The 22,493-nt window shown below is 69.5% G+C and carries 22 protein-coding genes; 13 read left to right on the top strand and 9 right to left on the bottom strand.

Annotated features, from left to right (window positions below):
- Positions 1-8: 8 nt before the first annotated feature.
- Positions 9-545 (bottom strand): hypothetical protein, encoded by a 537-nt coding sequence (locus tag IPK71_03080; protein ID MBK8212708.1) that lies wholly within the window; start codon positions 543-545, stop codon positions 9-11.
- Between the two features lie 433 nt (positions 546-978).
- Entirely contained in the window at positions 979-1,845 is an 867-nt protein-coding gene (locus IPK71_03075; protein MBK8212707.1) for a hypothetical protein, read from the bottom strand.
- Positions 1,846-2,037: 192 nt separating this feature from the next.
- On the opposite strand from IPK71_03075, the gene IPK71_03070 reads away from it, so the two are divergent.
- Positions 2,038-2,238 (top strand): hypothetical protein, encoded by a 201-nt coding sequence (locus tag IPK71_03070; GenBank protein MBK8212706.1) that lies wholly within the window; start codon positions 2,038-2,040, stop codon positions 2,236-2,238.
- A gap of 25 nt (positions 2,239-2,263) precedes the next feature.
- On the opposite strand, the gene IPK71_03065 is transcribed toward IPK71_03070, so the two are convergent.
- Entirely contained in the window at positions 2,264-3,145 is an 882-nt protein-coding gene (locus IPK71_03065) for a sigma-70 family RNA polymerase sigma factor (protein MBK8212705.1), read from the bottom strand.
- Between the two features lie 114 nt (positions 3,146-3,259).
- Between IPK71_03065 and IPK71_03060 the strand changes: the two genes are divergently transcribed.
- The 8 genes from IPK71_03060 to IPK71_03025 all read left to right on the top strand — a co-directional run bounded on the left by IPK71_03060 (position 3,260) and on the right by IPK71_03025 (position 10,352).
- On the top strand, positions 3,260-3,595 hold the full coding sequence (locus tag IPK71_03060; protein MBK8212704.1) for a hypothetical protein: 336 nt from the start codon (positions 3,260-3,262) through the stop codon (positions 3,593-3,595).
- 145 nt (positions 3,596-3,740) lie between these two features.
- Positions 3,741-4,073 carry a hypothetical protein gene (locus IPK71_03055; protein ID MBK8212703.1) on the top strand — a complete coding sequence of 111 codons (333 nt, stop codon included), beginning with the start codon at positions 3,741-3,743 and terminating at the stop codon, positions 4,071-4,073.
- Positions 4,074-4,227: 154 nt separating this feature from the next.
- On the top strand, positions 4,228-6,075 hold the full coding sequence (locus IPK71_03050) for an O-antigen ligase family protein (GenBank protein ID MBK8212702.1): 1,848 nt from the start codon (positions 4,228-4,230) through the stop codon (positions 6,073-6,075).
- A gap of 34 nt (positions 6,076-6,109) precedes the next feature.
- The gene (locus IPK71_03045) at positions 6,110-7,198 is read left to right on the top strand and encodes a hypothetical protein (GenBank protein ID MBK8212701.1); all 1,089 of its coding nucleotides are present in this window, start codon (positions 6,110-6,112) and stop codon (positions 7,196-7,198) included.
- 16 nt (positions 7,199-7,214) lie between these two features.
- Positions 7,215-7,817, top strand: coding sequence for an RNA polymerase sigma factor (locus tag IPK71_03040; GenBank protein MBK8212700.1), 603 nt, complete (start codon positions 7,215-7,217; stop codon positions 7,815-7,817).
- Positions 7,814-8,587, top strand: coding sequence for a hypothetical protein (locus IPK71_03035; protein MBK8212699.1), 774 nt, complete (start codon positions 7,814-7,816; stop codon positions 8,585-8,587). The genes IPK71_03040 and IPK71_03035 overlap by 4 nt, the downstream gene beginning before the upstream one ends.
- Before the next feature lie 141 nt (positions 8,588-8,728).
- On the top strand, positions 8,729-9,562 hold the full coding sequence (locus IPK71_03030; protein MBK8212698.1) for a hypothetical protein: 834 nt from the start codon (positions 8,729-8,731) through the stop codon (positions 9,560-9,562).
- A 139-nt stretch (positions 9,563-9,701) separates the two neighbouring features.
- Positions 9,702-10,352 carry a hypothetical protein gene (locus tag IPK71_03025; GenBank protein ID MBK8212697.1) on the top strand — a complete coding sequence of 217 codons (651 nt, stop codon included), beginning with the start codon at positions 9,702-9,704 and terminating at the stop codon, positions 10,350-10,352.
- 63 nt (positions 10,353-10,415) lie between these two features.
- Here IPK71_03025 and IPK71_03020 read toward each other — a convergent pair whose 3' ends face one another.
- Complete coding sequence (locus tag IPK71_03020; GenBank protein MBK8212696.1) at positions 10,416-11,594, bottom strand: hypothetical protein; 1,179 nt, start codon at positions 11,592-11,594, stop codon at positions 10,416-10,418.
- Between the two features lie 281 nt (positions 11,595-11,875).
- On the opposite strand from IPK71_03020, the gene IPK71_03015 reads away from it, so the two are divergent.
- Positions 11,876-13,000 carry a hypothetical protein gene (locus IPK71_03015; protein ID MBK8212695.1) on the top strand — a complete coding sequence of 375 codons (1,125 nt, stop codon included), beginning with the start codon at positions 11,876-11,878 and terminating at the stop codon, positions 12,998-13,000.
- An 18-nt stretch (positions 13,001-13,018) separates the two neighbouring features.
- Here the strand turns inward: IPK71_03015 and IPK71_03010 are convergent, their stop codons facing one another.
- Complete coding sequence (locus IPK71_03010) at positions 13,019-13,951, bottom strand: polysaccharide deacetylase family protein (protein ID MBK8212694.1); 933 nt, start codon at positions 13,949-13,951, stop codon at positions 13,019-13,021.
- Positions 13,952-14,349: 398 nt separating this feature from the next.
- Between IPK71_03010 and IPK71_03005 the strand changes: the two genes are divergently transcribed.
- The gene (locus IPK71_03005) at positions 14,350-16,233 is read left to right on the top strand and encodes a fatty acid desaturase (GenBank protein ID MBK8212693.1); all 1,884 of its coding nucleotides are present in this window, start codon (positions 14,350-14,352) and stop codon (positions 16,231-16,233) included.
- A 10-nt stretch (positions 16,234-16,243) separates the two neighbouring features.
- Here the strand turns inward: IPK71_03005 and IPK71_03000 are convergent, their stop codons facing one another.
- Positions 16,244-16,633, bottom strand: a complete 390-nt coding sequence (locus tag IPK71_03000; GenBank protein ID MBK8212692.1) for a hypothetical protein — start codon at positions 16,631-16,633, stop codon at positions 16,244-16,246.
- Between the two features lie 126 nt (positions 16,634-16,759).
- Positions 16,760-17,221 carry a response regulator gene (locus tag IPK71_02995; GenBank protein MBK8212691.1) on the bottom strand — a complete coding sequence of 154 codons (462 nt, stop codon included), beginning with the start codon at positions 17,219-17,221 and terminating at the stop codon, positions 16,760-16,762.
- Between the two features lie 280 nt (positions 17,222-17,501).
- On the opposite strand from IPK71_02995, the gene IPK71_02990 reads away from it, so the two are divergent.
- Both IPK71_02990 and IPK71_02985 read left to right on the top strand, forming a co-directional pair.
- The gene (locus IPK71_02990; GenBank protein ID MBK8212690.1) at positions 17,502-18,887 is read left to right on the top strand and encodes an NAD(P)H-binding protein; all 1,386 of its coding nucleotides are present in this window, start codon (positions 17,502-17,504) and stop codon (positions 18,885-18,887) included.
- A 137-nt stretch (positions 18,888-19,024) separates the two neighbouring features.
- Positions 19,025-21,397 (top strand): alpha-glucosidase, encoded by a 2,373-nt coding sequence (locus IPK71_02985; GenBank protein MBK8212689.1) that lies wholly within the window; start codon positions 19,025-19,027, stop codon positions 21,395-21,397.
- 4 nt (positions 21,398-21,401) lie between these two features.
- Here the strand turns inward: IPK71_02985 and IPK71_02980 are convergent, their stop codons facing one another.
- Complete coding sequence (locus tag IPK71_02980) at positions 21,402-21,698, bottom strand: antibiotic biosynthesis monooxygenase (GenBank protein ID MBK8212688.1); 297 nt, start codon at positions 21,696-21,698, stop codon at positions 21,402-21,404.
- Positions 21,699-21,804: 106 nt separating this feature from the next.
- A complete protein-coding gene (locus IPK71_02975) occupies positions 21,805-22,443 on the bottom strand; it encodes a hypothetical protein (GenBank protein ID MBK8212687.1) in 639 nt (212 codons plus the stop codon).
- Between the last annotated feature and the right edge of the window lie 50 nt (positions 22,444-22,493).

Here is a 22,493-nt window from a genome sequence, read left to right as displayed (position 1 = left end):
AGTCGCAGTCAAAGAAGATGACGACCTCGCCGAATCTGTTGCACGGTGCGCACGGTACGGTAGAGTTCCTGCTGAATCCATCCGAATGCTATCTGCACTCGAGAGGGTGCCAGAAGGTGCTCCATAGCGTCGATGGCTTCGGCCTGCCGTGCTTCGAGGTAGTTGGGCAAAACATCGGCCAGATGACCGCTTCTGTCCGTCGGAGGTGTCGGATCTATGCTGATAGTCGGGATGCCCATAAAGGCTCCGGTGTCGAGTGCAGCACTCCGGACACCAACTTGCAGGAGCGCACCGCGTTGCCTCAGCGTTCGTAGCAGCATCAGCTGGTCGTTGAAGCTCTTGACCTCATTCCAGTGCTCGGTAAGGTCAGTCGCCCCGCGCGGTAGAGGACGCTCAGGGGAGTTTCCGAGGACGATTGGCGTATGTCCGAGTCTTAGTGCAGTGGATAGGATTTTGTCTATGTCTGCTGGGTGTGAGTTTCGATACGGCTGATAGGTAAGTCTTCGAATCCAGACGAGTACGGCGGTTCTGTCCGGCTTGTCCATCTTCCTTTCCAGGAAACCTTCTACTGAGCGCGGCGCGGGTACGTCGGGTTTCGTGAGAAGAGTTCCTAGTATATGGCGATTTTGTAGGTGCTCTCGCGGCTTGCAAATGTCCTTCCGGAGTCTTGTGATGATTGTGCCAGTTGCGCAGAGTTCTGAACGCCGTGTCGTGTCCTTGGCTCGTACTGGTGCGCGCTGTGGAAATTGTGCTTGGAGGTACGCGATTGCTTCCTGTTTGGCCCTCTGTCGTTCCTTTCTTCTTCCTCCGACGGTAGCCTTCAGTGTTTTGTCGAGTTCTAGTGCGCACGCTATATATGCAAGTTCCCACCATGAGTTGTCCGCGTTGAAGCGAAGAATTGCGTTGGGGGGGGCCGGGTTCGGTGCTTCGAGCCTCGGTTTTGGCAGGCGCGCGTTGAATGTTGTAAAGAAGTCGCGTTCAAAGCGCGCAAGCCAGCTTGATGACATTGGGGCTCCTTTTGTAGCTCTTGTGTAGAGTGCCGCGGAACTTCCGCACGATGTTCGGCAAGTCGCTCGCGCTCGCCTTGATCGTCCACTCCTGGCCCGAAGAGAGCGCCGTCGCGGTGAGGTTGGCCGAGCCCACGTACGCGGTGTGCAGGTCGTCCCCGCCGCGCTCGCGCGTGAAGAGCCAGGCCTTCGCGTGGAGCCGTGTGCGCTCGACGTCGTACGAGACGCGCACCTCGGCGCCGGGCAACCTCGCGAGCGCCTCGACCGCGCGGAGCTCCGTCGAGCCCGTGAACACGGTGGTGAGCACGCGCAGGCGCCCGCCGCGGTTCGCGAGCGCCTCGAGCTCGTGCGCCACCTGACGGAACCCTCCCATCGTGACGAACGCGGCGACCACGTCGACCGCGTCGGCCGTGGCGATCTCGGCCTTGAGCTCGTGGCCCAGGCCAGGGTCGGCGGAGCTCCGCGTCAGCAGCGTGCTCTCCGCGAGCGGAGTCAAAGGACGCGCGGGAGGGAGCGCACGGTAGATGGCGCGCAGTCGCTCGGCGCGGGCCACGTGCTCGCCGCCGCCTGGCTCGCGTTCGCCCTCGTCGTCGTCCGCGTCGGCCTCTTCGAGCAGCGCGACGAGCCGGTTCGCGAGCGCGAGCTGGGCCTCGGCGTCCCCCGCGTCACGGAGGCGCACCTCGAGCTCCCGCGCGACGTGACGCGCGAGGACCCGCGGCAGGTCGGCCTCGTCGATGGCGCCCACGTCGGCCGAGAGGTCCCCCACGGACGAGAGCGCCGACGCGAGCGCCCTCGTCACCACGTGCTCGTAGATGCCCTCGCGAAGTGACCCCGCCACGATGCCCAGTAGGTCCGCGTTCGGGGAGAAAGTAAAGGGGCGATACTCCGGGCATGCCGAACTGCGGTGAATCTAAGCGGGTGGATGTGGGATGCCCGGCGCCTTCGGTGCCCAAGGGCTGGTCGCCGCGCCTCTTGGTGCGCACGTCGCGTCTGCGTGTCACCCTCTCGGTCGACGTCCCCGGAGGTTCTCATGACCGTCAAGCGCGCCAAGTGGTCCGTGATCGACACCCACGACAAGGACGCCGTCGTCTCGGAGCACGCGACGCGCGAAGAGGCGATCGCGGCCTGCCCACGGACGCCCGAAGGTCGCTACGTCGCCGCGTGCCCGTGGGACAGCGCGAAGTGGCTGAGCCGCGCGAGAGAGCCCTTCGAGGCCGATCTCTGCTCGTGACGTATCCCGCTTGGGTCTCGGGGCGCTACACGCGCTCCACGCGGAGCTCGGCGAGGTACGCAGGGTCCATGACGAGATCGATCTCCGCGATCGTGCCGTGCTCGAACGTGAACAGGAACGCTGCGCGCACGTGGTCTCCCATCACCCAAACCGCGCCCGGTTCGCCGTCGATGAGCGCAGGCACCGCCCCGCGGGCGCGCCCCTTGAACACGTCGGCCACGGGGGACGAACCGCGAGCCTCGCGGGTCAAGCTCGGTGCCCCATGCTGCGCGCGCTCGGCCGCGGTCCGCACCGCTAGCTCGTCGGCGCGCATCACGACATCGGGCGACAACACCGCGACGAGCCGTTGAAGATCGCCATCCCGTGACGCCGCGAGGAAGGCGCTCACGATCTCGCGATGCCGTGCGTCGTCATCGGCAGACGCCGGCGCACCACGAACCCGGCGCCTCGCGCGACTCGCGAGCTGCCTCGCCGCCGCGGGGGTGCGACCAAGGATCGGCGCGATCTCCTCGAAGCGAAGGTCGAACATGTCATGCAGCACGAAGGCGACTCGCTCCGCAGGTGCGAGCCTATCCAGGACGACGAACAGCGCAGGTCCGATCGCGTCCGCGAGCGCGGTGTCCGTCTCCGTGAACGCCGTGCTGGAAGCATCCTCCGTCGGCGCGAGGTGCTCCTCACGACGTGACCTGCGCGAGCGAAGCATGTCGAGGCACACGCGGGCCACGACCGTCGTGAGCCAGCCGCCGAGGTTCTGCACGTCGCCGGTGTCGGCCCGACTGACCTTCAGCCAGGCCTCTTGCACGGCGTCCTCGGCCTCGCTCGCCGAACCGAGCATTCGGTAGGCCACGGCACGAAGGCGGTCGCGTCTCTCCTCGAACTGCTCGGCCAGCCAGCGATCGTCACTCATCGGGCCTTACCAATACTTCTCGACGGGTCGCACTTCCACCCAGCGAAGCGCCGACCGACGTTGGCGCTAAGTGTCCGGAACACGCTACGTCATGGCAGTCGAGGAGACTCGACCATGAAATTCGTGCTGCACATCTATCAGGGGACCACACCCCTCCCCGGCTCGGACCGTTGGAACGCGCTGCCGGAGGAGGAGCAGAGGCAGATCTATGCCGACTACGCCGCCCTCAACCAGACGCCGGGAGTCGAACCGGGGCTTCCGCTCGGCACGGCCAGCGTGGCGAGGACGGTGCGAGCCCACGACGGGGAGACCATCGTCAAGGAGGGGACGTACCTGCCTGAGGGCGTGAGCGGGTTCCTGGTGCTCGAAGCGGAGAGCTTGGAAGCAGCGGTCGCGCTCGCCGCTCGGATCCCGGCAGCGCGGCTCGGGGGTGCGGCCGCGCGAATGTGACCGCGCCCGGTACGATTGTGCGGATGACACGTGGAGATCGAGCGGGTGGTAGGCGTCGGCGGAAATGGGCGCGGCGTCCGATGCCTCCCCCGAAGCGGGCCGATCCTCGCGTGCGTTCGAACCCGTCCTGTGCTCACGTGCCGTCATGCTCTATGGCCTGCTCGCCATCGTGGTCGTGGTCGTGGTCGTGGTGGCGCTCTCTCGCAAGAAGCCCTCCGCTGGCCTCGGGCCGAGCCGCTTCCCTCCGGGGACACGCGCGTTCGAGGCGGAGCTCAGCCTGCCTCTCATCGCGCGCCTCGTCGAAGCGCGCGAGCTCGCCCTCGCCTCGGCGGACCCGGCCGAACGCGACAAGCTCACGAGGCAGATCGAGAACCTCCGCGCCCAGGCCGCGATCCACCAAGCCACGATCGACGCGGGGGACGTCTCTCCCGGCAAGATGTCCATCGGCGCCAATCCCGATTCGCCCACCGTCGATTGACGACGCCGAAAGGTCTCCCGCCTGGCTCACGGTCCGTGTCGCGCGAGGCTCTCGCCTCCGTGTCCGTCTGACCGCGCGCTCGACGAGGACGTGAGAGGTCCTCGCGTCACGACCCCGTGAATGTTCGAGGTCACGTCGCACCGGAAGGGGATCCATGAGACCTCGTCCCTCGTCCCCCGCTGCCTCGACGCCGACCGGCCTCGTCGCGACGTCGGTGGGGGGTGCCGCTCCGCCGAGCGTCGTGTGGGGCATCGCGGCGCTGCTCGTCGTCGTCCCCCTCGTGGACCTTCGTGCCTTCGGCAACCCCACCACGGCGCCGCGCTACGCTCTGCTCGGCCTCGGCGTGAGCATCCTCTCGTTCGCGGCGCTCCTCGCTCCCGCGGCGCGGCCGCCGATCACGTCGCGTCGCGCGGTGGTCCTCTTGGGGCTCTACGTCACGCTCTCCCTCGCGTCGATCGCCTGGGCCGTGGATCGGAGCGGCGCGCTCGTCCGGGGGGCCGAGCTCCTCACCTTCTTCGGCCTCTTCCTCCTCTCTGCGCGCGTCGCCGAGAGCCACCCCGCGTCGACGACCGCGTGGCTCGTTCGGAGCGCGTGCGTCGTGGGGGCGGCGCTCGGCGCGCTCGCCGTGGCGCAGAGCTTCGGGGCCCTCACGGACGTGTTCGACCAGGTGGCGGGTGGCCCGGCCGCCACGTTCGGCAACAAAAACGTGCTCGCGACCTACCTCGACGGGCTCCTCGTCCCGTCCCTCCTCGGCGCGACGCTCGGCACACGTAGATCACGCATCCTCGGCGGCCTCTCGTTCGTCCTCGTCGTCGCGGGCATCACGGTCACGCGCTCCCGTGGGGCGTGGGCCGCCGCTGCCCTGACCGCGCTCGTCGCCGTCGTGGTCGTCGCTCGAGGCCACCGTCGAGCGGCGATGCGCATCGGGCGTCGTGTCGCGCCAGCGGCGCTCGCGGGGGTGGTGGTCGCGATCGCCCTCGCCGTGTCCCCGGGCGCCGCGTCGCCCGAGCGCACGCCGCTCGCGAGCACGACCCGGGCGGACGTCGTCGCTTCGTCCATGTCCGTACGTCGTGCCTTCGACACGAGCTCCGTCGCCATGCTCCGCGACCACCCGTTCGGTGTGGGGCTCGGGAGCTGGCGCGCGATGTACCCCGCCTACGCGCGCGTTGCCCCCACCGTCGACTTCTCGCTCACCGTGCAGCCGTGGGAGGCGCACTGCGACCCGCTCGAAATCGTTTGTGAATCCGGGCTCTTGGGTGGGTACCTGTTCTTCGCGGCCGTGGCCTTGGCGGTGCGCTCGGGTCTCTCGGGTGCCTCGTCGAGGGGCGCGTCGCGGAGGCTCGTGTCGCTCGCGCTCGCCCTCGGGATCGTCACCCTCGCGCTGCACTCCACGGTCGACTTCCCGCTCCGAAAGCCCGCCTCGGCCATGATCTTCTTCGTGTGGCTCGGGCTGCTCGTGGGGCTCACGCCTGCCGATCGCGAAGCGCCTTCGCCTTCACGTCCCACCCTGGTCGGGCGCTTCGGGCCTTGGGGCATCGCCGTCGTCGCCACCGCGCTCCTCGTGTTCCACGGCCGGGCGGTCGTCTCCGACTACCTCGTGGCGAAGGCGCGCACGACTGCGGACCCACGCGCGCTCTACGCGGGGCTCTCGCGCGCGAACGCCGTGTTCCCCTACGGGTTCCAGCTTCGTCGTGAGCTCGCGCGTGCCGCTCACCTCGGGTGCTCGCAGGGGGTCGTCGGGTGCGACGTCGCGCGCGCCGAGATCCGCCGCGTCCTCGACGACGAGCCGTTCCAACCTCGGTACCTCACGGACGACGGCGCGCTCCGACTCTACGCGGGCGATCTCGCCGGGGCGCGTCGCTCGTACGAAGCGGCGGTGGCCATGCTCCCCGCCGAGCCTGCGTGCCTCGAAGGGCTCGCGTCGGTCGAGGAGCGCGAGGGGCACACCGAGCGCGCCGCTGCCCTGCGCAACCAGGCGACCGCCCTACGCGCGGGAAAGTAAGATGCACGACCGCACGATGGCACGAAGGAGCACCATGACGTCGCACGGGATCGAGGCGCGTTCGCGGCGCTCTCGGGTGGCGCTCTCGCTCGCGGCAGCCACGCTCCTCGTCACCGCCGGCGCGGCCGCGGCCGAGCCCTCCGCGCCGGTCACCCTCACGTGGCGCGTGCCCGACGAAGGGGCCTCGTGCCCCACGCGTGAGCAGATGCTGGCCGAGATCGACCGTGTGCTCGGCCCCGCGACCGGTCCTCGGACGTCCGTGACCGCGGACGGCCGCGTCGAACGCGGGAAGCGCGAGGCGTTCCGCGTGAGCCTCTCGCTCGTCACGGAGGGCAGGCGCGTCGAGCGCACCTTCGGCGCGGCGTCGTGCGTCGAAGCCGCCGGTGCCGCCGCCCTCATCGTCGCGCTCGCCGTGGACGCGAGCGCCCGCCCACCCGAGACCGCTCCTTTCTCCGAGCCTCCGGCCCCACCGGCCCCGGCCCCGACCGCGCCGCCCGAAGCGCCGCCGAAGCCTCCGGAGGTCGCGCCGGCACCTCCGCCGAGGCCCGTTCCCGAGCCTCCCTCGCGGTCCTCGGACGCGCCTCCTCCTTCACGCCGCACGGCGTTCTCCGCCGGCATCGCGGGCTCGGGCACGGTCGAGAGCGGCGCGCTCCCTTCGGCCACGGGGGGAGGCCAGCTCTCCGTGTTCGGCGCCGCATCGTTCCTCCGCGCCGAAGCCGAGCTCTCGGTCCTCGCGCCCAGCGAGGCGATGGTCGACGCACCGACGGGCCGCGGCGGCTCGTTCTCCGCGCTCACCTTCGGGGGTCGGGTGTGCGCCCTGGCGACGTTCGGGCGGCTCGCCGCCGGGCCGTGCGGGGGCGCGCTCGTGATGAACATGGTCGCGACCGGGCTCGGGACGGTCGACGCGCGCACCGAATCGGCCACGTGGGGCGCCCTCGGCGGCGACGCCCTGATCCTCGTGCGCCTGGGCGGGCCGCTCGCCGTTCGCGCGAGGTTCGGTGGCGTCGGGAGCCTCGATCGACCGACGTTCGTCATCGACGCGGGGGGCACGCGCGTTGCGGTCCACAGGCCGGCCGCGAGCTCGTTCTCGGGGTCCGTGGGCGTCGAGCTCCATTTTTTTTGATGGAAGCCCCCTCGACGTGACACCCACTGCGCAGGTCATGATCCCCCAAGTCGAGGCGCGGTCGAGCCCCCCGGGCCTCGTCCCGCCGCCCACGTTCGAGGCGACGTACGAAGAGCACTTCGCCTTCGTGTGGCGGAGCGTGCGCGCCCTCGGCGTGGTCGAGCACGCCGTCGACGACGTGACCCAAGAGATCTTCCTCGTGGTGCTGAAGCGCCTCTCCGAGTTCGAGGGCCGGTCGACGGTGCGCACGTGGCTCTACGGGATCGTGCGCAACGTGGTCCGCGGTCACCGCCGCGCCAAGAAGAAGCACGACGCGAGCCGCGATCCGGAGAAGTCGGTCGACCCCGAGACGCTGCGCGACGCGGAGGGGCGCGATCCCGAGGCCACCGCGGCGAAGACGCAGGCCGCGCGCCTCGTCATCCAGCTCCTCGAGTCCCTCGACGACGACAAGCGCGAGGTGTTCGTGCTCGCCGAGCTCGAACAGCTCCCCGCCAAAGAGATCGCCGAGCTCCTCGACGAGAACGTCAACACCGTCTACTCGCGGCTCCGCCTCGCGCGTGAAGAGTTCGCGGCGGCGGCCCAGCGGCATCGAGCGCGGGACGCGTGGAGGTCGAAATGAGCCTTACTCCCGAAGACGAGGATCTCCTCGCGAGCGCGCGCGTTGGCCTCGAGCCCACCGGCGAGGACCAGAAGCGGGTGCGTCGCGCCATCGCCGCGCAGGTGGCGTTGGCCGCGTCGATCTCGACGGCCTCGGCGACGGCGGGCGCAGGCGCCGCTGGGGCATCGGGCACCACGGTCGCGGCCGCGTCGGGCGTGGGTGGCCTCGCCAAAATCGTGGGTGGTTTCGCCCTGTTGCTGTCGGTGGGTGTCGGCGCGGGTGTCCTCGTGACGACGCGCCCTGGGCCTCCCGCCGCCCCCTCGGCCGCCGAGGTCACGAGCTCGCCTCTGCCGTCCTCCCCGTCCTCCCCGTCCTCCCCGTCCTCTCCGAGCGAGCCTCCTCCGAAGGTCGTCGCGTCCGTCGACGTGAGCCCTCCGCCGCCCGAGCCCGTGGACACGAAGCCTACGGCGAAGCCCTCCCCGCAGCCGAGCGCGCGGCCCGGCCCCTCCGCGACGGGCGAGGGGAGCCTCGGGGCAGAGACGCGCCTCGTTCGTGACGCGACCTCGGCGCTCCAACGGGGAGACGGCGCGGCCGCGCTCGCGGCGCTCGACGAGCACGCCCGCAAGTATCCGCAAGGGGTGCTCTCGGAGGAGCGCGATGCTCAGCGTGTGCTCGCGTTGTGCGCTCTCGGGCGCGTGGCCGAGGCCAAGGCCGGCGCGGCCCGCTTCGTCGTAAGGCACCCGAGCTCGGCCCTCGTGTCGAAGGTGCGCGGCTCGTGCGCAGGGCCATGACGATTTTTTGACGGACCCACGCGGCGCCGCGCACTCACTCTCCGAACCGTGCGCGCGTCATCTCGAACGACGGGCGACGAACCATGTCGACCGCGGGAAAGCCCCGTGTCGCGCATCCACTTCGAACCCAGGGGACCCACCATGGATCCACGTCATCTCTTTCCCGTCGTGGCGGTCACGGCCGCTGCCTCGCTCTACTTCATCCAGTGCACGGCCGGCGTCGGCGACGACGTCGACCAAGGAGAGCTCGGCGTGCGCACGGGCGCCGGCGCGCCGTGCAGCGCGAGTGGTGACACGAGCTGCTCACCGGTGACGCCCCCTCCGCCACCGCCGTGCAACCCGAGCACGGACCGGAGCTGCTCGCCGCCACCGCCGCCGCCGCCGCCACCGCCGCCGTGCAACCCGAGCACGGATCGAAGCTGCTCGCCTCCGCCCCCTCCGCCCCCTCCGTGTGACCCGAGCACGGATCAGAGCTGCTCGCCTCCGCCACCGCCGCCGGTCCTCGATGCGGGCTTGCCTCCGCCACCGCCGCCGGTCCTCGATGCGGGCTTGCCGCCGCCACCTCCCGTGCCCTGCAACCCCAGCACGGACACGACCTGCGTCGCCGCGCAATACGGGTCGGAGCTCGGGACGATCCCGAACGGTCGGGTCGAGTGTTTCTCGTCCCCCACGGCCGATCCGGCGCGGGTCGAGCTTCGGTGCACCTTCTACTTTGCGTCGCTCGGCGCGAACGCCACCTACGTCGCCATCGGAGAGCGCAGCGGCGTGAAAATGGTCCCGACGAGCGCTTCGTACGTCGAGTGCCCCCCCGGGCCTTCCCCCGTGGTGTGCCCCCCGAAGGTCGTCCTGCGGTCCATGCTCGAGTCGAGCACTCCGTCGGCGCTCTGGGGTGGCCTCAGCACCACGCTCACGGACGGCACGGTCATCGGGAACGGAATCAACTCGCTCGCGCGCATTCGCCCGAACGTCCGCTGATCCGAGCCGGCTCGGGGGCGCGGCTCACACGCCCCCGTTTGCCCCGGCCACGAAATGGAGCACACTCTCGACGAGACCGACCCACGATGACGAACGTTCGCACGAAGCCCTTCGTCGCCTCACGGAGCATCGCGCCCTCGTGAGCCGTCCGCTGTTCGTCTCGTCCGTGGGCGTGCTCGCGCTCGCCATCTTCTTGAAGGCCTGCGGTGGCTCGTCGGATATCACCATCGGCGTCGATCCGGCCGCGACCGCTCCCGTCTCGGTGGGGTGCGATGCGGCCACGAACCCGAGCTGCGCGCCCTCGTCTCCGCCTTTGCCCGTCGACGCGGCCGCCCCCGTCGACGGATCGGTGCCCCCGCCTCCGCCACCTCCGCTCCCCGTTCCCTGCGATCCGACGACGGACACCACGTGCACGGCCGCGACGTACGCGTCGGAGCTCGGGACGATCCCGAACGGTCGAGTCGAGTGCTTCTCGGCCCCCACGGCGAACCCCGCCGAGGTCGAGCTCAAATGCGTCTTCTTCTTCGCCTCGCTCGGGGTCAACGCCGCCTACGTCGCCATCGGGGAACGTAATGGGGTGAAGATGGTCCAGACGAGCGCGTCGTACCTCGAGTGCCCTCCGGGGCCCTCGCCGGTCGTATGCCCCCCGAAGGTGGTCCTGCGCTCCATGCTCGAGACGAGCACGCCCTCGGCGCTCTGGGGTGGCCTCAGCACCACCCCGACCACCGACGGAACGGTCATCGCGAACGGCATCAACTCCCTCGCCCGCATTCGCCCGAACGTCCGCTGACGCCCGCGCACGACGGGTCGTCGTCGTCTTCCCGACTCGAGGCGCCCTCGGCGCGTCGCTGCCTCAGCGGCTCGCGTCCTTCGGCGGGAAAGCGCTGTCCGTGGCCGCGTCCGAGCCCGCGTCGGGGTCGAGCAACGTGCAGCGCGAGGCTTCGCGGGGCTGGCAGGTGCCTCGGTCGCACCAGAGCGTACGGTCGCAGCCCATGGTGCCCGGCGCGTCGCACGCGTCGCCGACCTGAGCGAACCGGGTCTGGATCGAGACGCACGCGCGGCTCCCCGAGGTGCCCACGGCCTCGCACGTGAGATCCTCGTCGCATTGCGTCTCCCGCCCCGAGACGTACGAACAGTCGTCTCCCAATTTGCCAATGGTGGCTCGCTCACATTTGCCACCGATGCACGTCAGGGTCTTCTCGCAGTATTTGCCATTGCAGTCGCCGCCGAGCGGCACGAGCGGCTGGCACGTGTCGGGAGGGCTCGGGTTGCGCGAGCACGCGAGCCCCGGCGCGCATCGCTCGGCGCATGGTTCGCCGTTGCCCGCGGGCGACTTGCACGTCCCCGAATAACACGCGTCGCCGGTGGCGCATCGTTCGGGGCCGTAGAGGAGGCAGCTCTTGCCCGGGATCGGAGCCCGCCCGACGCCCGGCGCGCAGACCCCGCAATACTTCGGGCCCGAAGCCCTCTGCGAGAACTGGCATACGAGGCTCGCGCACTGGCTATCGTACGCGCACGAGGTCCCGGCGGGGAGCGTGCCCGGGCGAGAGAGGCACTCGAACAGCATGGTCGGCCCGTTCCACCCGAAGTTCGGGGGAAGTGACGCCTCGAGCTCCATGAGGTCGACGCACGCCGTCGTGGTCTTCGCCTCGGCGAGGCACGCGTCGACGCGCGACGTGTCGAATCCTGGTGCCGTGGCCTGCGCCACGCAGGCTCGCACGTATTTGGTTCGGTCCGATGGGTTGTACGGTTGGCTGGAGGTCTGAGTCCCCGCCCGCGACCCGCACCGGCGTGCCATGGCGAGCGCCGCGTCGAACATCGCGTCGCACTTCGCCACGATCGGGTTTACCGCAGCGTCGGTCGCCGCATCCACGGGCGTGGCGTCGGGGCTAGGGGTCGCGTCGGGCGTCGCGCCCGTGTCGGTCGCCGCGTCCGGCGGAGGGTCGCTCTCGGCCGGGGCACAAGCCGAGAAGACCACAGCCGGGCCGAGGAGACCGACGACCACGAGACCAACGAGGAGGCTTCGATGCATGGCGGGCCCGTAGCAACGTGCGTGCCTCCACGATCGCCCGAAAATTCAGCCTCGATCGTCGATCGGTTGCCCTCCGGACCTGAGTCAGCGTGTGCCGTGCTCGCCGAGCCCTCGGGCGCGGTTGCTCCTTTCGGACACGCGGCTCGAGCTCCCCGTGCGCACGGCCGAATTGCGCACCGAGCCGAGTCGAGCTCGCCCCCCTTTTGGGGTGCGGGCCACGCCGTCGTGCCCACGCGGCAACGAGAGTGGCGCTGGCACACGAAACGGCTATGGTCCCGGCCATGCGCATGAGCTCACGCGGTATTGTCCTCGTTTTCTCGGCTACGTCGGCCCTGCTCGCCCTCGGGTCGGCGTGCTCGAGCACCTCGTCCACCGACGAAGCCGACGCGGGCACCACCAACGACCGGACCTCGTTCGGCGCCGAGCAGCAGAACGGCGGGTGCCGCGCCCAGCCCGAGAAGCTCACGGGGACTGCGGGGCCCGGCACGGCCTGCCAGACCTTCGCCGATTGCGCGCCCGTGTGCTGCGCGTGCTCGGTCAAGGGCTCGAACGACGGGTATTCCGCGGCCGCGTGCATCAACGGCGCGTGTGTCGGCGCCGACGTCGCGTGCCCCGTCGCCAAGAAAGCCGACTACTGCCCACTCGACCCCGCACCCACGCCCAACCCCACGGGGGACGGCGGCCCCTCACCCGACGGCGCCACGAACCCGACGAACCCGACGAACCCGACGAACGCGGCCTTTTGCGTGCCTATCTCGTCGTCCCACGCGACCGACCGCGGCGCGGTGCGCCTCGCGACGACGGCCGCGTACGTCAAGCAGCTCTCCACCGCACCGGGAGCCGGGAGCCTCAACGTCACGCGGGACTCGGCGGGCAGGCCTACCTACATCAGCTACGGCGGCACGCCGGGATACACCGTGTCGCTCACGTACGACAGCGCCGGCAACCTCACGTACCTGCGCCGCAGCCCCTCGGGCTCGGCCGCGTCGGACACGCACACGTTCTCGTACGACAGCAAAAACAAGCTCACGTACTTCCGCAAGTCCTGGTCCGACTCGCAACCTTCGGAGACCGAGTCGCTCTCGTACGACTCGAGCAGCCTGCCCACCTACTACCGTCAGAGCTGGTCCGACTCGACCCCAAGCCAAACCGAGACGCTCTCGTTCGACTCGGCCGGAATGCTCACGTATTGGCGGCGAAGCTGGTCCGACTCGAAGCCCTCCGAGACCGAGACCTTCAGCTACGACAGCGACAAGCGCCTCACGTCGTGGCGGCGAAGCTGGTCCGACTCCACCCCGACCGACTCCGCCTCCCTCTCGTACTCGGGCAACTCCCGATTGCCCAGCAGCGTGCGCACGGACGGCGCCGGCGCCGCGGGAGCCACGGTCATCGACTGCAAGCGGTAGCGGCGCGTTCGGAGCCCGTCAGCGCGTGCAGCCGACGATGCACCCCGGGCGCACGACACGCACCGTGTTGCCCGCCTTGGTGCGCCGCCCGACGAGGCCATCGAGCACGGCTCGCGTGAGCGCAGCCGCGTTGGGAAAGTTGTCGTGGATGAGGACGACGGCCTTCTGCCCGCCGGAGGGCATGGCGTCGAAGGCCGCGATGTAGCGGCCCGCGCAGGTCGCCACGGTCTCGTTTCGCCTCCAACACTGAAAGTCTTCTTCGCCGGTGCGCGGCAGGTTCCACGCGATGGGGCCGTACGCGTTCGAGGGGAGCGCGGCCGACGAGAGCGTGGTCGCGGCCGTGGTGCTCCAGCTATTTCCGGGAGCGCGGAAGAATGGCAAGTACGCCGAGCTCCGGTTCGCCCGGCCGAGCGCGGCGCGAATCAAGATATCCGTGCTCTCGACCTGCCTCTTCATCTCCGCGGCGGGAAGATCGGCGAACGCGCGCCCCGAGCACGGGGCTGCCGCGCTCGCCCCGCGAATGCAGTGATTGTGGGTGTGATTGGCCACGAGCTGCCCACGCTCCGCGATCGCGCCGAGCCGTGTCGCTCCCGTGTCGTTCAGCGTCGCGCGTCCGCCCTCGACCGTCCCCAGGTGGTGCGACACGGTGAAGAAGAGCCCCGTGTGTCCGCGCCCTTGGAGGAGCGTCGCGACGTCCACGCTGGTCGCCGCCGGCCCGTCGTCGAACGTGAGCACGAGCTCGCCGTCGCGGAGGTTCACGTTGGAGGTCGCCGCCGAGCGAAACGTGAGGTCTTCCTCGCTCGTCGCCGAAGGCGTGTCGTCGTCGTCGGGCTCGGTCTCGGCCGATTCTGCCGTGCACCCCGTCGCGACGATCGACGCGGCGACGAGCGTCGCCATGAGCGAAGCGCCGAGGAGCGAGAGCGCGCGGCGAGGGCTGTCTTGCGTGGCCATGCTCGTCTCACTTCAAGTCTCGTGCCGCGCATCCCACCTCGGAGCACACGCTCATTTTCGCGAAAAACCGGCCTCCATGGGGCGTGCTTTCCTCACACGAGGAACGAACGGATCTCAGGGGGTGCCGTCGCGAGGTGATCCGACCCGCTCCAGGATCCGAAGGCGGTCGAGCACACCGCCGATGGGCTCGGGGTGGCCGTGACACGCGCCGTGGCCAGGTGAGGAACGAAACGTACCCTCCTTCGCACTTCGGACTCGGCCCGGGGAAGAGTCGAACGGCGAAGTCGCACCGAGGTGCGCGCGCGGGGCGAGTCCCTGAGCGCGACCGGTCGCCGTGAGCTCCCGCGACGCGGCTGTCGACCTTTCGCGGAGCGCGCGCTCGTGGCACGCTGAGAGCCATGTCGGCGACGATGGCCTCCGAACCGCGCGTGGCTCCACGGGATCTCGTCGCGCCTGCGGTCGCCGTGCCCACGCTCGCGCTCGCCGCGGGGTCGGTCGGTGCGTTCGTGTCCCTCGCGTGGCTCGGCGCGACCGGGCGTCTCCCGGTACCGCTCGTGGTGATGCTCCAAGGGTTCGCGGCGTTCGCGGCGTTCACCCCCATGCACGACGCATCCCACAGGTCGGTCGCGCGAGCGGCCCCTCTGAACGAATTCGTGGGGTGGGTCACCGCGCTCGTACTCACCGCGCCCTTTCCGGCGTTTCGGCACCTCCACCTCGAGCACCACCGCAACACGAACGATCCCGCTCGCGATCCCGACATGTGGAGTGGCGCCGGCGGCTCGTGGTCGCGCCTCTTTCGCTGGGCGACCCAAGACATTGCCTACTACGTCTTCTACGCGAAGCGCGCGAAGGAGCGCCCCCGTGGCGAGGTCTTCGGTACGTTCGTCGGCCTGGTCCTCACCTATGCGCCCATGGTGGCGCTCGCCGCTCTCGGGTACGGGCGCGAGGCCCTCCTCTTTTGGGCCGTGCCCGCGCGGCTCGGGATCATCCTGCTCGCGTTCGCGTTCGACTGGCTCCCGCATCATCCGCACGCGGTGCTCGGACGAACCGACCCGTTCCGCGCCACGGCCGTGATCGAGCACCGGTTCCTCACGCCGATCTTGCTCTCTCAGAACTACCACCTCATCCATCACCTCTTTCCCGGAGTGCCCTTTTACGGGTACGGGCGCGTCTGGTGGGCACGCCGAGACGAGCTCGTGTCGCGAGGCGCGCTCGTGCGCCGCATCGGCCCAGCCGGCGCGAAAGAGGGCGTCCCGCAGGGCACGGGCGACACTCACGCCCTCACGGTCTCCCGCGTCGTCGACGAAGCTCGCGGCACGAAATCGTTCGAGCTCACGGTCTCCGAGGCGCTACGGCCCGTGTTTCACCACGCCGCAGGGCAGTTCACGACCGTCGAGGTCGTGATCGACGGCGAGGTCCTCCGTCGTTCGTACTCGTTCTCGCGCCGGTCGGTGGACGGGAGCTCGGTGCGTATCACGGTCAAACGAATCCCCGGTGGCCGCGTTTCGGCGTTTCTCCACACCAACGTACACGAGGGCGACGTCGTTCGCGTCTCGGCCCCGCGTGGGCGCTTCGTCCTCCGGGAGTCGAGCCCGGGCACGCCGATCGTGTGCTTCGCGGCCGGAAGTGGCATTACCCCCATTCGCGCGATCGCCGAAGAGGCCCTCGCGAAGACCGAGCGCCCCGTGCGGCTCTTCGCGTCGAGCCGCGATCGTGCGTCCGTCGTGTTCGAGGCCGAGCTGCGCGAGCTCGAGGCCCGCTTCGGAGACCGCCTCGCCCTCACCCTCCACGTCGACGACGAGCATGGATTGCCGACTCCCGAAGCGCTCGAGCGCGTTTTGGGCAGCGGTGAGCCCGAGGTGTACGTGTGCGGACCTGCGCCGTTCCAGAGCGTCGTCGACGAGCTCCTCGACGCGCACGCCGTGCCCTCGACGCGCCGTTTCTCCGAGCGCTTCGCGGCGGCTCCCCGCAAAGGAGAGCGGCCTCGGGGGTGCTCGGGGGCGCTGCGCGTGAGGGAAGGGGAGCGCGTGCGCCTCGTCACGGTCCACGAGGGCGAGACGCTGCTCGAGGCCAGCCGACGCGCGGGTCTCCGGCTCGCCGCCTCGTGCGAAGAGGGCTATTGCGGGTCGTGCGCGGTCAGGCTCTCGGGCGGCACGGTCACGATGCGCGCGAACGACGCCCTCGACGACGCGACGCTCGCCGAAGGCATGATTCTGCCCTGCCAGGCCGTCCTCGCCACGAACGGGCAAGAGGTCGAAATCGACCTCTCGGAGCCCAAGTAGGCGAACGAGCCTATCTCGTCTCTTTCGTTATTCGGTAACGCGCGTAGACCGTGCCCCCCCACGCGAGCAGCGCGACACCATCCATCACGATGGCCGGCCCGAGGAACTTCCCCGAGGTGAACGCGAGGACCGTGTAGACGATGCCCGGCATGGAGACGAACGTGAGGAGCGCGAGGATCACGACCACCCTCGCTCGCGCCTGCGGGTCCCGCTCCGTCGCTGCGCGAGGGGCCCTGTCCGGATCGGGCCTCGTCGCTGGCTCGCGGGCAGGCTTCGGCTCCGGCTTTGCGGGCTTCGGCGCAGCCTCGCGCCGTGCCAGCTCTTCTTTGAGCGCGGCGTTCTCGTCGAGCACCGCGTCGAGCCGCGCACGAAGCGCTTCGTCTTCGTTCCGGAAAGGCATCCCCGGAGCGTAACCGAGGCCGCTCCGGTGGACGAAACCATGCGAAGGCCCCCGGTCGTCCCCTGAATGGTTCGTGGTATCGGAAGGTTACGGCGCGGTGCTTCCCCCCGAAGCGAGGCGCTGCCGTCACGTGCGCGGGAGGAGCGCGTCGAGCACGGCCCTTCGCAAGGTCTCGCGGTCGAAGGGCTTGGGCAACACCACCGCGTGGAGCCTTCGCGCCTCGGCCTCGACGGCGGCCGACGGGTAGGCGGTCATGAGGATCGCGGGCACCCACCGGTCGGCCCCGCGCATCGCACGGAGCGCGTCGAGCCCCGACATGCCGGGCATACGGTTGTCGATGAGCACGAGGTCGACCCCATCCATCGGGCGCAGACCTTCTTCGATTTCGACGATGGAGTCGATGAACGCAAAACCCGACTCTGCGGAGTTGGTGAAGTATCCCGAAGAGCGCAGCGTCTCGCTGACCACGTCCCGCATGTCGGCGTCGTCGTCGGCGATGAGCACGCGGGCCCGCCCGAGGCGGCTCGACCTCACCGTGATGGGCTCCTCGTCTTCGGTCACGTCCTGATGATGGGCGTCGAGATGCATGGCGACCCTCCTTGGTCTCCCCGATGCTGCATGCGGTGTGCCGTCGTTGCCCAAGCGTTGTCGCGTGCAAGAGCGCGAAGAACGTCGCGGATATCGCGCGGCGGTGTGCACGGAAGAGGTCGCGTTTTGCGACGTCGTCGCCGCCTGCAACATGCGAATGGGTCGTGTGGCTCCCGAGCCCAAGGAAGAGCTCGTCGACCGGAGTCTCGTCGCCATCGGGACGCGGCGACCGCGCTCGAAGGCCGACGGGGGGAAGCCACCGGGCTGCTATGCTCGGGAGATGTCGAACGACTCCGCACTCCCCACGGTCGTCATCGGAGGGGGGAGTGGCTTCGTCGGCCAAGCGCTCGCCGCGCAGCTCTCCCGGCGTTTTCGCGTGATCGGCCTCTCGCGCAGCGAAAAGAAGCCCGACGCGCACGTCTCCGAGTGGCGAAAGGCCGATCTCTTCAACCTGCGGGAGGCCGAAGAGGGGCTCCGTGGGGCGAAGTACGCCGTTTACCTCGTGCACAGCATGCTCCCCTCGGCGCGCCTCACGCAGGGCACCTTCGAGGACCTCGACCTCATCTGCGCCGACAACTTCGCCCGCGCTGCCAAGCGCGCCGGGGTCGAGCAGATCGTGTTCTTGGGTGGGCTCTTGCCCGAACGCCGAGACCTCTCTCCCCACCTCGCGAGCCGCCTCGAGGTCGAGGAGACGCTCGGGCGCTACGGTGTCCCTGTCACGGTGCTCCGCGCAGGGCTCGTGATCGGAGGTGGCGGCTCCTCGTTCGAGATGCTCACACGGCTCGTTCGGCGCCTCCCCGTGATGATCGTCCCGAAATGGACACTCACGCAGACTCAGCCGGTCGGCGTCGACGACGTGGTCGCGCTCCTCTCGTTCGTGGTCGGCCACGAGCCGAGCTTCGGCGAGACGTACGACGTCGGCGCGCGCGAACGGATCGATTACCGCACGCTGATGGCCATGTGCGCCGAGCTGCTCGGGCTCTCGCGGCCCATGATCTCGGTGCCCCTCTTCACGCCGGGCCTCTCCCGCCTCTGGGTCTCCCTCGTAACCGGCGCGCCCAAGGCCCTCGTCGCCCCGCTCGTCGAGAGCCTAAGGCACGAGATGCTCGCCCGCGATCATCGCATCTTCGAGCTCGCGGGACACGAGCCCACTCCCCTCCGAGAGGCCATGTCCCGCGCCCTCGCCGAAGAGTCCGGCACTCCTCGTGCCTACTCGGCTCTCACGAAGAAGGGAGAGTCGCGTCCATCGCTCGTGCGCTCGGTGCAACGCATGAGGCTCCCCGCGCCGCACGACGCCACGTGGGCCGCCGAAGAGTACGTGAGATGGCTCCCGCGCGCGCTCCGCGGCCTCGTCCGCGTCGAGGCAGGCAAGGGGCGCGACGTCACCTTTTTCCTCGTGCTCTTTCGAATCCCGCTCCTCGTGCTCACGTACGCCCCCGAGCGCAGCACCCCGGACCGCCAGCTCTTCTTCGTGACCGGCGGAGCCCTCTCTCGTGCCGACTATCCTGGCCGCTTCGAGCTCCGCCAAGTGCTCGACGGGCGCACGCTCCTCACCGCCATTCACGATTTCGCGCCGCGGTTGCCCTGGCTCCTCTATGTCGCGACGCAGGCCCAGTTTCACGCGTGGGTCATGGCTGCCTTTCGTGTGCACGTGGCCCGAGCCTGAGGTGCCGCAGAGGAACGAATCGATCCACCCCCGATTCGGTGCCTCCCCAGGCTCGCCCTCGAAGTGCACGAAAGCCCCCGACAATCCGTGGGTGTGAACGTGTAGGTGCGAGGCATACGTGTTGCTTGGGAGGGGGCATGGCCCGTCGCATTCTGCCCCTCGTCGTCGTCCCGCTGCTCGTCTTCGGCGCCGTGGCTCTTGGCTGCAGCGGAGGTCCGTCGGGCGATGGGGCAGGTCAGCCCGAGCCCTCGGAGCCCATCGCGCGTGACGGTGGCGTGCCCCCCGAAGCCTCGGTTCCCCCCGGTTCCCCGCCGCCGGCCCCGCCCTCGTGCGCCGTCCCGAGCGACCTCCGCCTGACACCCACGGTCGAAGGCGATCATTCCCTCGGCTCGTTTCGTGTCGCCACGACGTCGGCGAGCTTCACTGTGACCCACGCCTCGCGCGGGCAAGATCCGGTCTTCACCACGGGGCCCGGCATGCTCTCGGCGAGCCGCCACGCGCTCTCCGTCGAAGAGCATCAAGGGTCGTTCGAGATTCACGAGAAGGACACGACGACCTGCTCGGGGGCCGTGGTCCGAGAGGCGGGCGCGTCGGGGGGCGTCCTGCGCCTCCGCGGAGGATTTGCCACGGGGCCTTCGGCGTGCGCGGCGCTCACGTTCACGATGGACCTGTGCGAGGCGCGCCCAGGCCACCTCGCCTTCGATACCCAAGTATCCGATCCGAGCTTCTCGGGCGTCGACCTCTTCGTCGCCAAAGACGCCGACGAGCGCGTGTACGGGCTCGGCGAACAGTTCCCCCACGATAGCCTGGATCTCCGCGGCCGCGTCTTCCCCATTTTGGCTCAAGAGGGCGGAGTGGGTCGAGGCCATCAGCCCATCAGCGCCTCGGTGAACACCGCGTCGAAGGGGTCGGCGGGGCACGAGGGCTCGACGTACTACGCGGCGCCCCACGTGCTCACGAGCCGGCGAAGGTCGTTCTTCTTGGAGAACGAAGAGCTCGCGATGTTCGATCTCACGCAGGCCACCCACATGCGGGTGCGCACCTATGCGCCTCGAGTGCGAGGCCGAATCCTCGCGGGAAAGACGCCGCTCGAGCTCGTCGAGCGCTATACCGATTTCACGGGCCGTATGCCCCGGCTGCCCGACTGGGTCGACGAAGGGGCGATCGTGGCGCTCGCGCGGCCCCTCGACGAGAGCCTCGCCCTCGTGGACCGCATGCGCGCCGCCGGGGTGCAGATCTCGGCCGTATGGAACCAGACGTGGCCCGGCAAAGCCAAGACGTTCATCGGCGAGCAGGTGCTCTGGAACTGGGCCTACAATCCCAATTACCACCCGGGCTGGCAGTCGTACGTGTCGGCGCTCGCGGGCCAGAACATCAAGACGCTCTGCTACGTGAACTCCATGTTCCGTGAGGTGCCGGCCGACGCCGGCAAGGTGGAGCGAAATACCTACGAAGAGGGCCTCCGGCTCGACGCCTTCGTGAAGAACCCCACGGGCGGGACGTACAAGCTCCCCGTCACCGCGTTCGACGTCGCTCTCCTCGACCTCTCGAACCCCGGCGCGCGCACCTTCATGAAGGGCCTCATCAAATCCGAGATGATCGACAAGGCGAAATGCTCGGGCTGGATGGCCGACTTCGCCGAGGCGCTGCCCTTCGACGCGCGTATGCGCTCGGGGGCGACGGGCGCCGACTACCACAACACGTACACGGTCGAGTGGGCCAAGCTCAATCGCGAGGTCGTCGAGGAGAATGGTCTCCTCGGGAAGGTGCTCGTGTGGAATCGCTCGGGTCACACGCGTTCTCCGGGTGCGTCGCTCCTCTTCTGGGAGGGTGATCAGCTCACCACGTGGGACAAGTACGATGGCCTCGTGAGCGCGCTCCACGGGCTCTTGAACGGGGGCCTCTCGGGAATGAGCCTGAACCACTCCGACACTGGGGGCTACACGTCGCTCTCGGCCGGCGGGGTGGGCTACACGCGCGAGGACGAGCAGCTCAAGCGCTGGGCCGAGATGAGCGCGTTCACCGCCGTGCTCCGCACGCACGAGGGCAACCAGCCCGCGGCGAACGCCCAGGCCTACGACACGGACGACACGCTCACGCACTTCGCGCGCATGTCGAAGATCTACAAGGCCCTCGGTTTCTACCGAAAAGAGCTCTACGCCGAGGCCGAGACGAACGGCTACCCGCTCGTGCGCACGCTCTTCCTCGAGTTCCCGGACGACGCGGCCTCGTGGGACGTCGACGACGAGATGATGCTCGGCTCGGAGATCCTCGTCGCGCCCGTGAAAAACAAGTGTTTCACGGCCCCACTCTGCCCGTACGACAAGGAGGTGTACCTCCCCCCTGGCGAGTGGACGCATCTCTTCTCCGGCACGAGCTATGGCCGCGCGGGGCAGGGCACGAAGGTGACGGTCAAGGCCCCGCTCGGTCAGCCCGCCGTGTTCTACAAGAAGGGCTCCCGTGTCGGCGCGACGCTCGTGACGAACCTCCGCGCCGCCGGCGTGATGTGAGCCATCAGGGCGCGGGGGCCACGCTCCTGTGCGCCGGGAAGCGCAGCGTCGAGCGCTCGATCGACGGGAGCGCGGCCTCTTGCCAGGCCTTCGTGTGCGAAGCCGCCATGTGGGCTTGGAACGCCGCCTCGTCGACGTAGGCCTCGTAGAACACGACCTCGCGCGGCGAGTCGCTCACGAGCACGTCGAAGAAGAGATTTCCGGGCTCGGCCCGGCTCGCCGCGACCACGGCGAGGCAGGCGTCGAGCAGGGTCTGCTCGTGACCGGGCTTGGGCGCGAGGACGATGGTGATCGCATACATGGGTTTCTCCTTCGAGGATCGAAGCGTAGCGTGCCTTGGGGCCAACGCGCTGGCGCGCCGCGCGGGAGACGCACGGGCGCGCCAGGGGAGGGTGCTCGTCGCCTCGCTACTTCACGCGCGTGAACGAGAGCCCGGCCTTGGCCGTCGGGCGTTTGGCCTCGGTGCACATGTCGTTGTCCGCGGGGCGCTCTCCGAAGGTGAGCGTGTCGCCCTCGAGGAACACGAGATCGAAGTCTTGCCCGCACTGCGCGATGGGGCGCTGTCCGAGCCCCGCGCAGCCCGTGGCGCCGATGTCGACCGCGGTGTTCTCCGGGAAGGTCCCCGCGCCGCAGCCCTTCTCGCTCGCGAGGAAGCCCGAGGCCGCGGCCATGTGGGCCTTGACCGTCTTCTTCGTGAACGCGAAGCGCCCGAGCGTCGCGCCGCTCACCGTGGGCGAGGGGCCCGACAGCTCGTACGGCCCCTCGATGTGCACGGTGACGAACGGGGTCGTGCAGGCCTCGTCGCCGTAGGTCACGTAGTCGAGCTTCCACTCGGAGGCCCCGATGTCGAACGTGAGCTTCGTGGGCGAGCCGCCGGCCTTGACGCAGGCGCTCGCGAACTTGCCGGTGATGTCGAGGCGGGTCTGGCCCGCGGTGGTCGCGGGCGCGGGGGCCTCGGTTCCGGGAGAGCCGCAGGCCGAGGTGGCCAAGGAGAGCGCGGCGAACGTGGAGAGGGCGAGGGTGCGGATCGTCTTGGTGATGAACATGGTGTGAGCCTCCGGTGCCCTTGGATGTACGGCGGCGCCGTCGCCCTCAC

It is taken from the genome of Myxococcales bacterium (genome assembly GCA_016712525.1).
Classification (GTDB): Bacteria; Myxococcota_A; Polyangia; order Polyangiales; family Polyangiaceae; genus JAAFHV01.
Note: the sequence above shows the minus strand (reverse complement) of the source record. Positions and strands in the feature narration are given on the sequence as shown.

Bases quoted from the DNA above. Each gene is read 5' to 3' on its own strand.
- IPK71_03050 (MBK8212702.1), top strand. From the start codon at position 4,228: ATGAGACCTCGTCCCTCGTCCCCCGCTGCCTCGACGCCGACCGGCCTC.
- IPK71_02990 (MBK8212690.1), top strand. From the start codon at position 17,502: ATGTCGAACGACTCCGCACTCCCCACGGTCGTCATCGGAGGGGGGAGT.
- IPK71_02985 (MBK8212689.1), top strand. From the start codon at position 19,025: ATGGCCCGTCGCATTCTGCCCCTCGTCGTCGTCCCGCTGCTCGTCTTC.
- IPK71_02995 (MBK8212691.1), bottom strand. From the start codon at position 17,221: ATGCATCTCGACGCCCATCATCAGGACGTGACCGAAGACGAGGAGCCC.
- IPK71_03060 (MBK8212704.1), top strand. From the start codon at position 3,260: ATGAAATTCGTGCTGCACATCTATCAGGGGACCACACCCCTCCCCGGC.
- IPK71_02975 (MBK8212687.1), bottom strand. From the start codon at position 22,443: ATGTTCATCACCAAGACGATCCGCACCCTCGCCCTCTCCACGTTCGCC.
- IPK71_03065 (MBK8212705.1), bottom strand. From the start codon at position 3,145: ATGAGTGACGATCGCTGGCTGGCCGAGCAGTTCGAGGAGAGACGCGAC.
- IPK71_03020 (MBK8212696.1), bottom strand. From the start codon at position 11,594: ATGCATCGAAGCCTCCTCGTTGGTCTCGTGGTCGTCGGTCTCCTCGGC.
- IPK71_03010 (MBK8212694.1), bottom strand. From the start codon at position 13,951: ATGGCCACGCAAGACAGCCCTCGCCGCGCGCTCTCGCTCCTCGGCGCT.
- IPK71_03005 (MBK8212693.1), top strand. From the start codon at position 14,350: ATGTCGGCGACGATGGCCTCCGAACCGCGCGTGGCTCCACGGGATCTC.
- IPK71_03055 (MBK8212703.1), top strand. From the start codon at position 3,741: ATGCTCTATGGCCTGCTCGCCATCGTGGTCGTGGTCGTGGTCGTGGTG.
- IPK71_03045 (MBK8212701.1), top strand. From the start codon at position 6,110: ATGACGTCGCACGGGATCGAGGCGCGTTCGCGGCGCTCTCGGGTGGCG.
- IPK71_03035 (MBK8212699.1), top strand. From the start codon at position 7,814: ATGAGCCTTACTCCCGAAGACGAGGATCTCCTCGCGAGCGCGCGCGTT.
- IPK71_03070 (MBK8212706.1), top strand. From the start codon at position 2,038: ATGACCGTCAAGCGCGCCAAGTGGTCCGTGATCGACACCCACGACAAG.
- IPK71_03080 (MBK8212708.1), bottom strand. From the start codon at position 545: ATGGACAAGCCGGACAGAACCGCCGTACTCGTCTGGATTCGAAGACTT.
- IPK71_03015 (MBK8212695.1), top strand. From the start codon at position 11,876: ATGCGCATGAGCTCACGCGGTATTGTCCTCGTTTTCTCGGCTACGTCG.
- IPK71_02980 (MBK8212688.1), bottom strand. From the start codon at position 21,698: ATGTATGCGATCACCATCGTCCTCGCGCCCAAGCCCGGTCACGAGCAG.
- IPK71_03000 (MBK8212692.1), bottom strand. From the start codon at position 16,633: ATGCCTTTCCGGAACGAAGACGAAGCGCTTCGTGCGCGGCTCGACGCG.
- IPK71_03030 (MBK8212698.1), top strand. From the start codon at position 8,729: ATGGATCCACGTCATCTCTTTCCCGTCGTGGCGGTCACGGCCGCTGCC.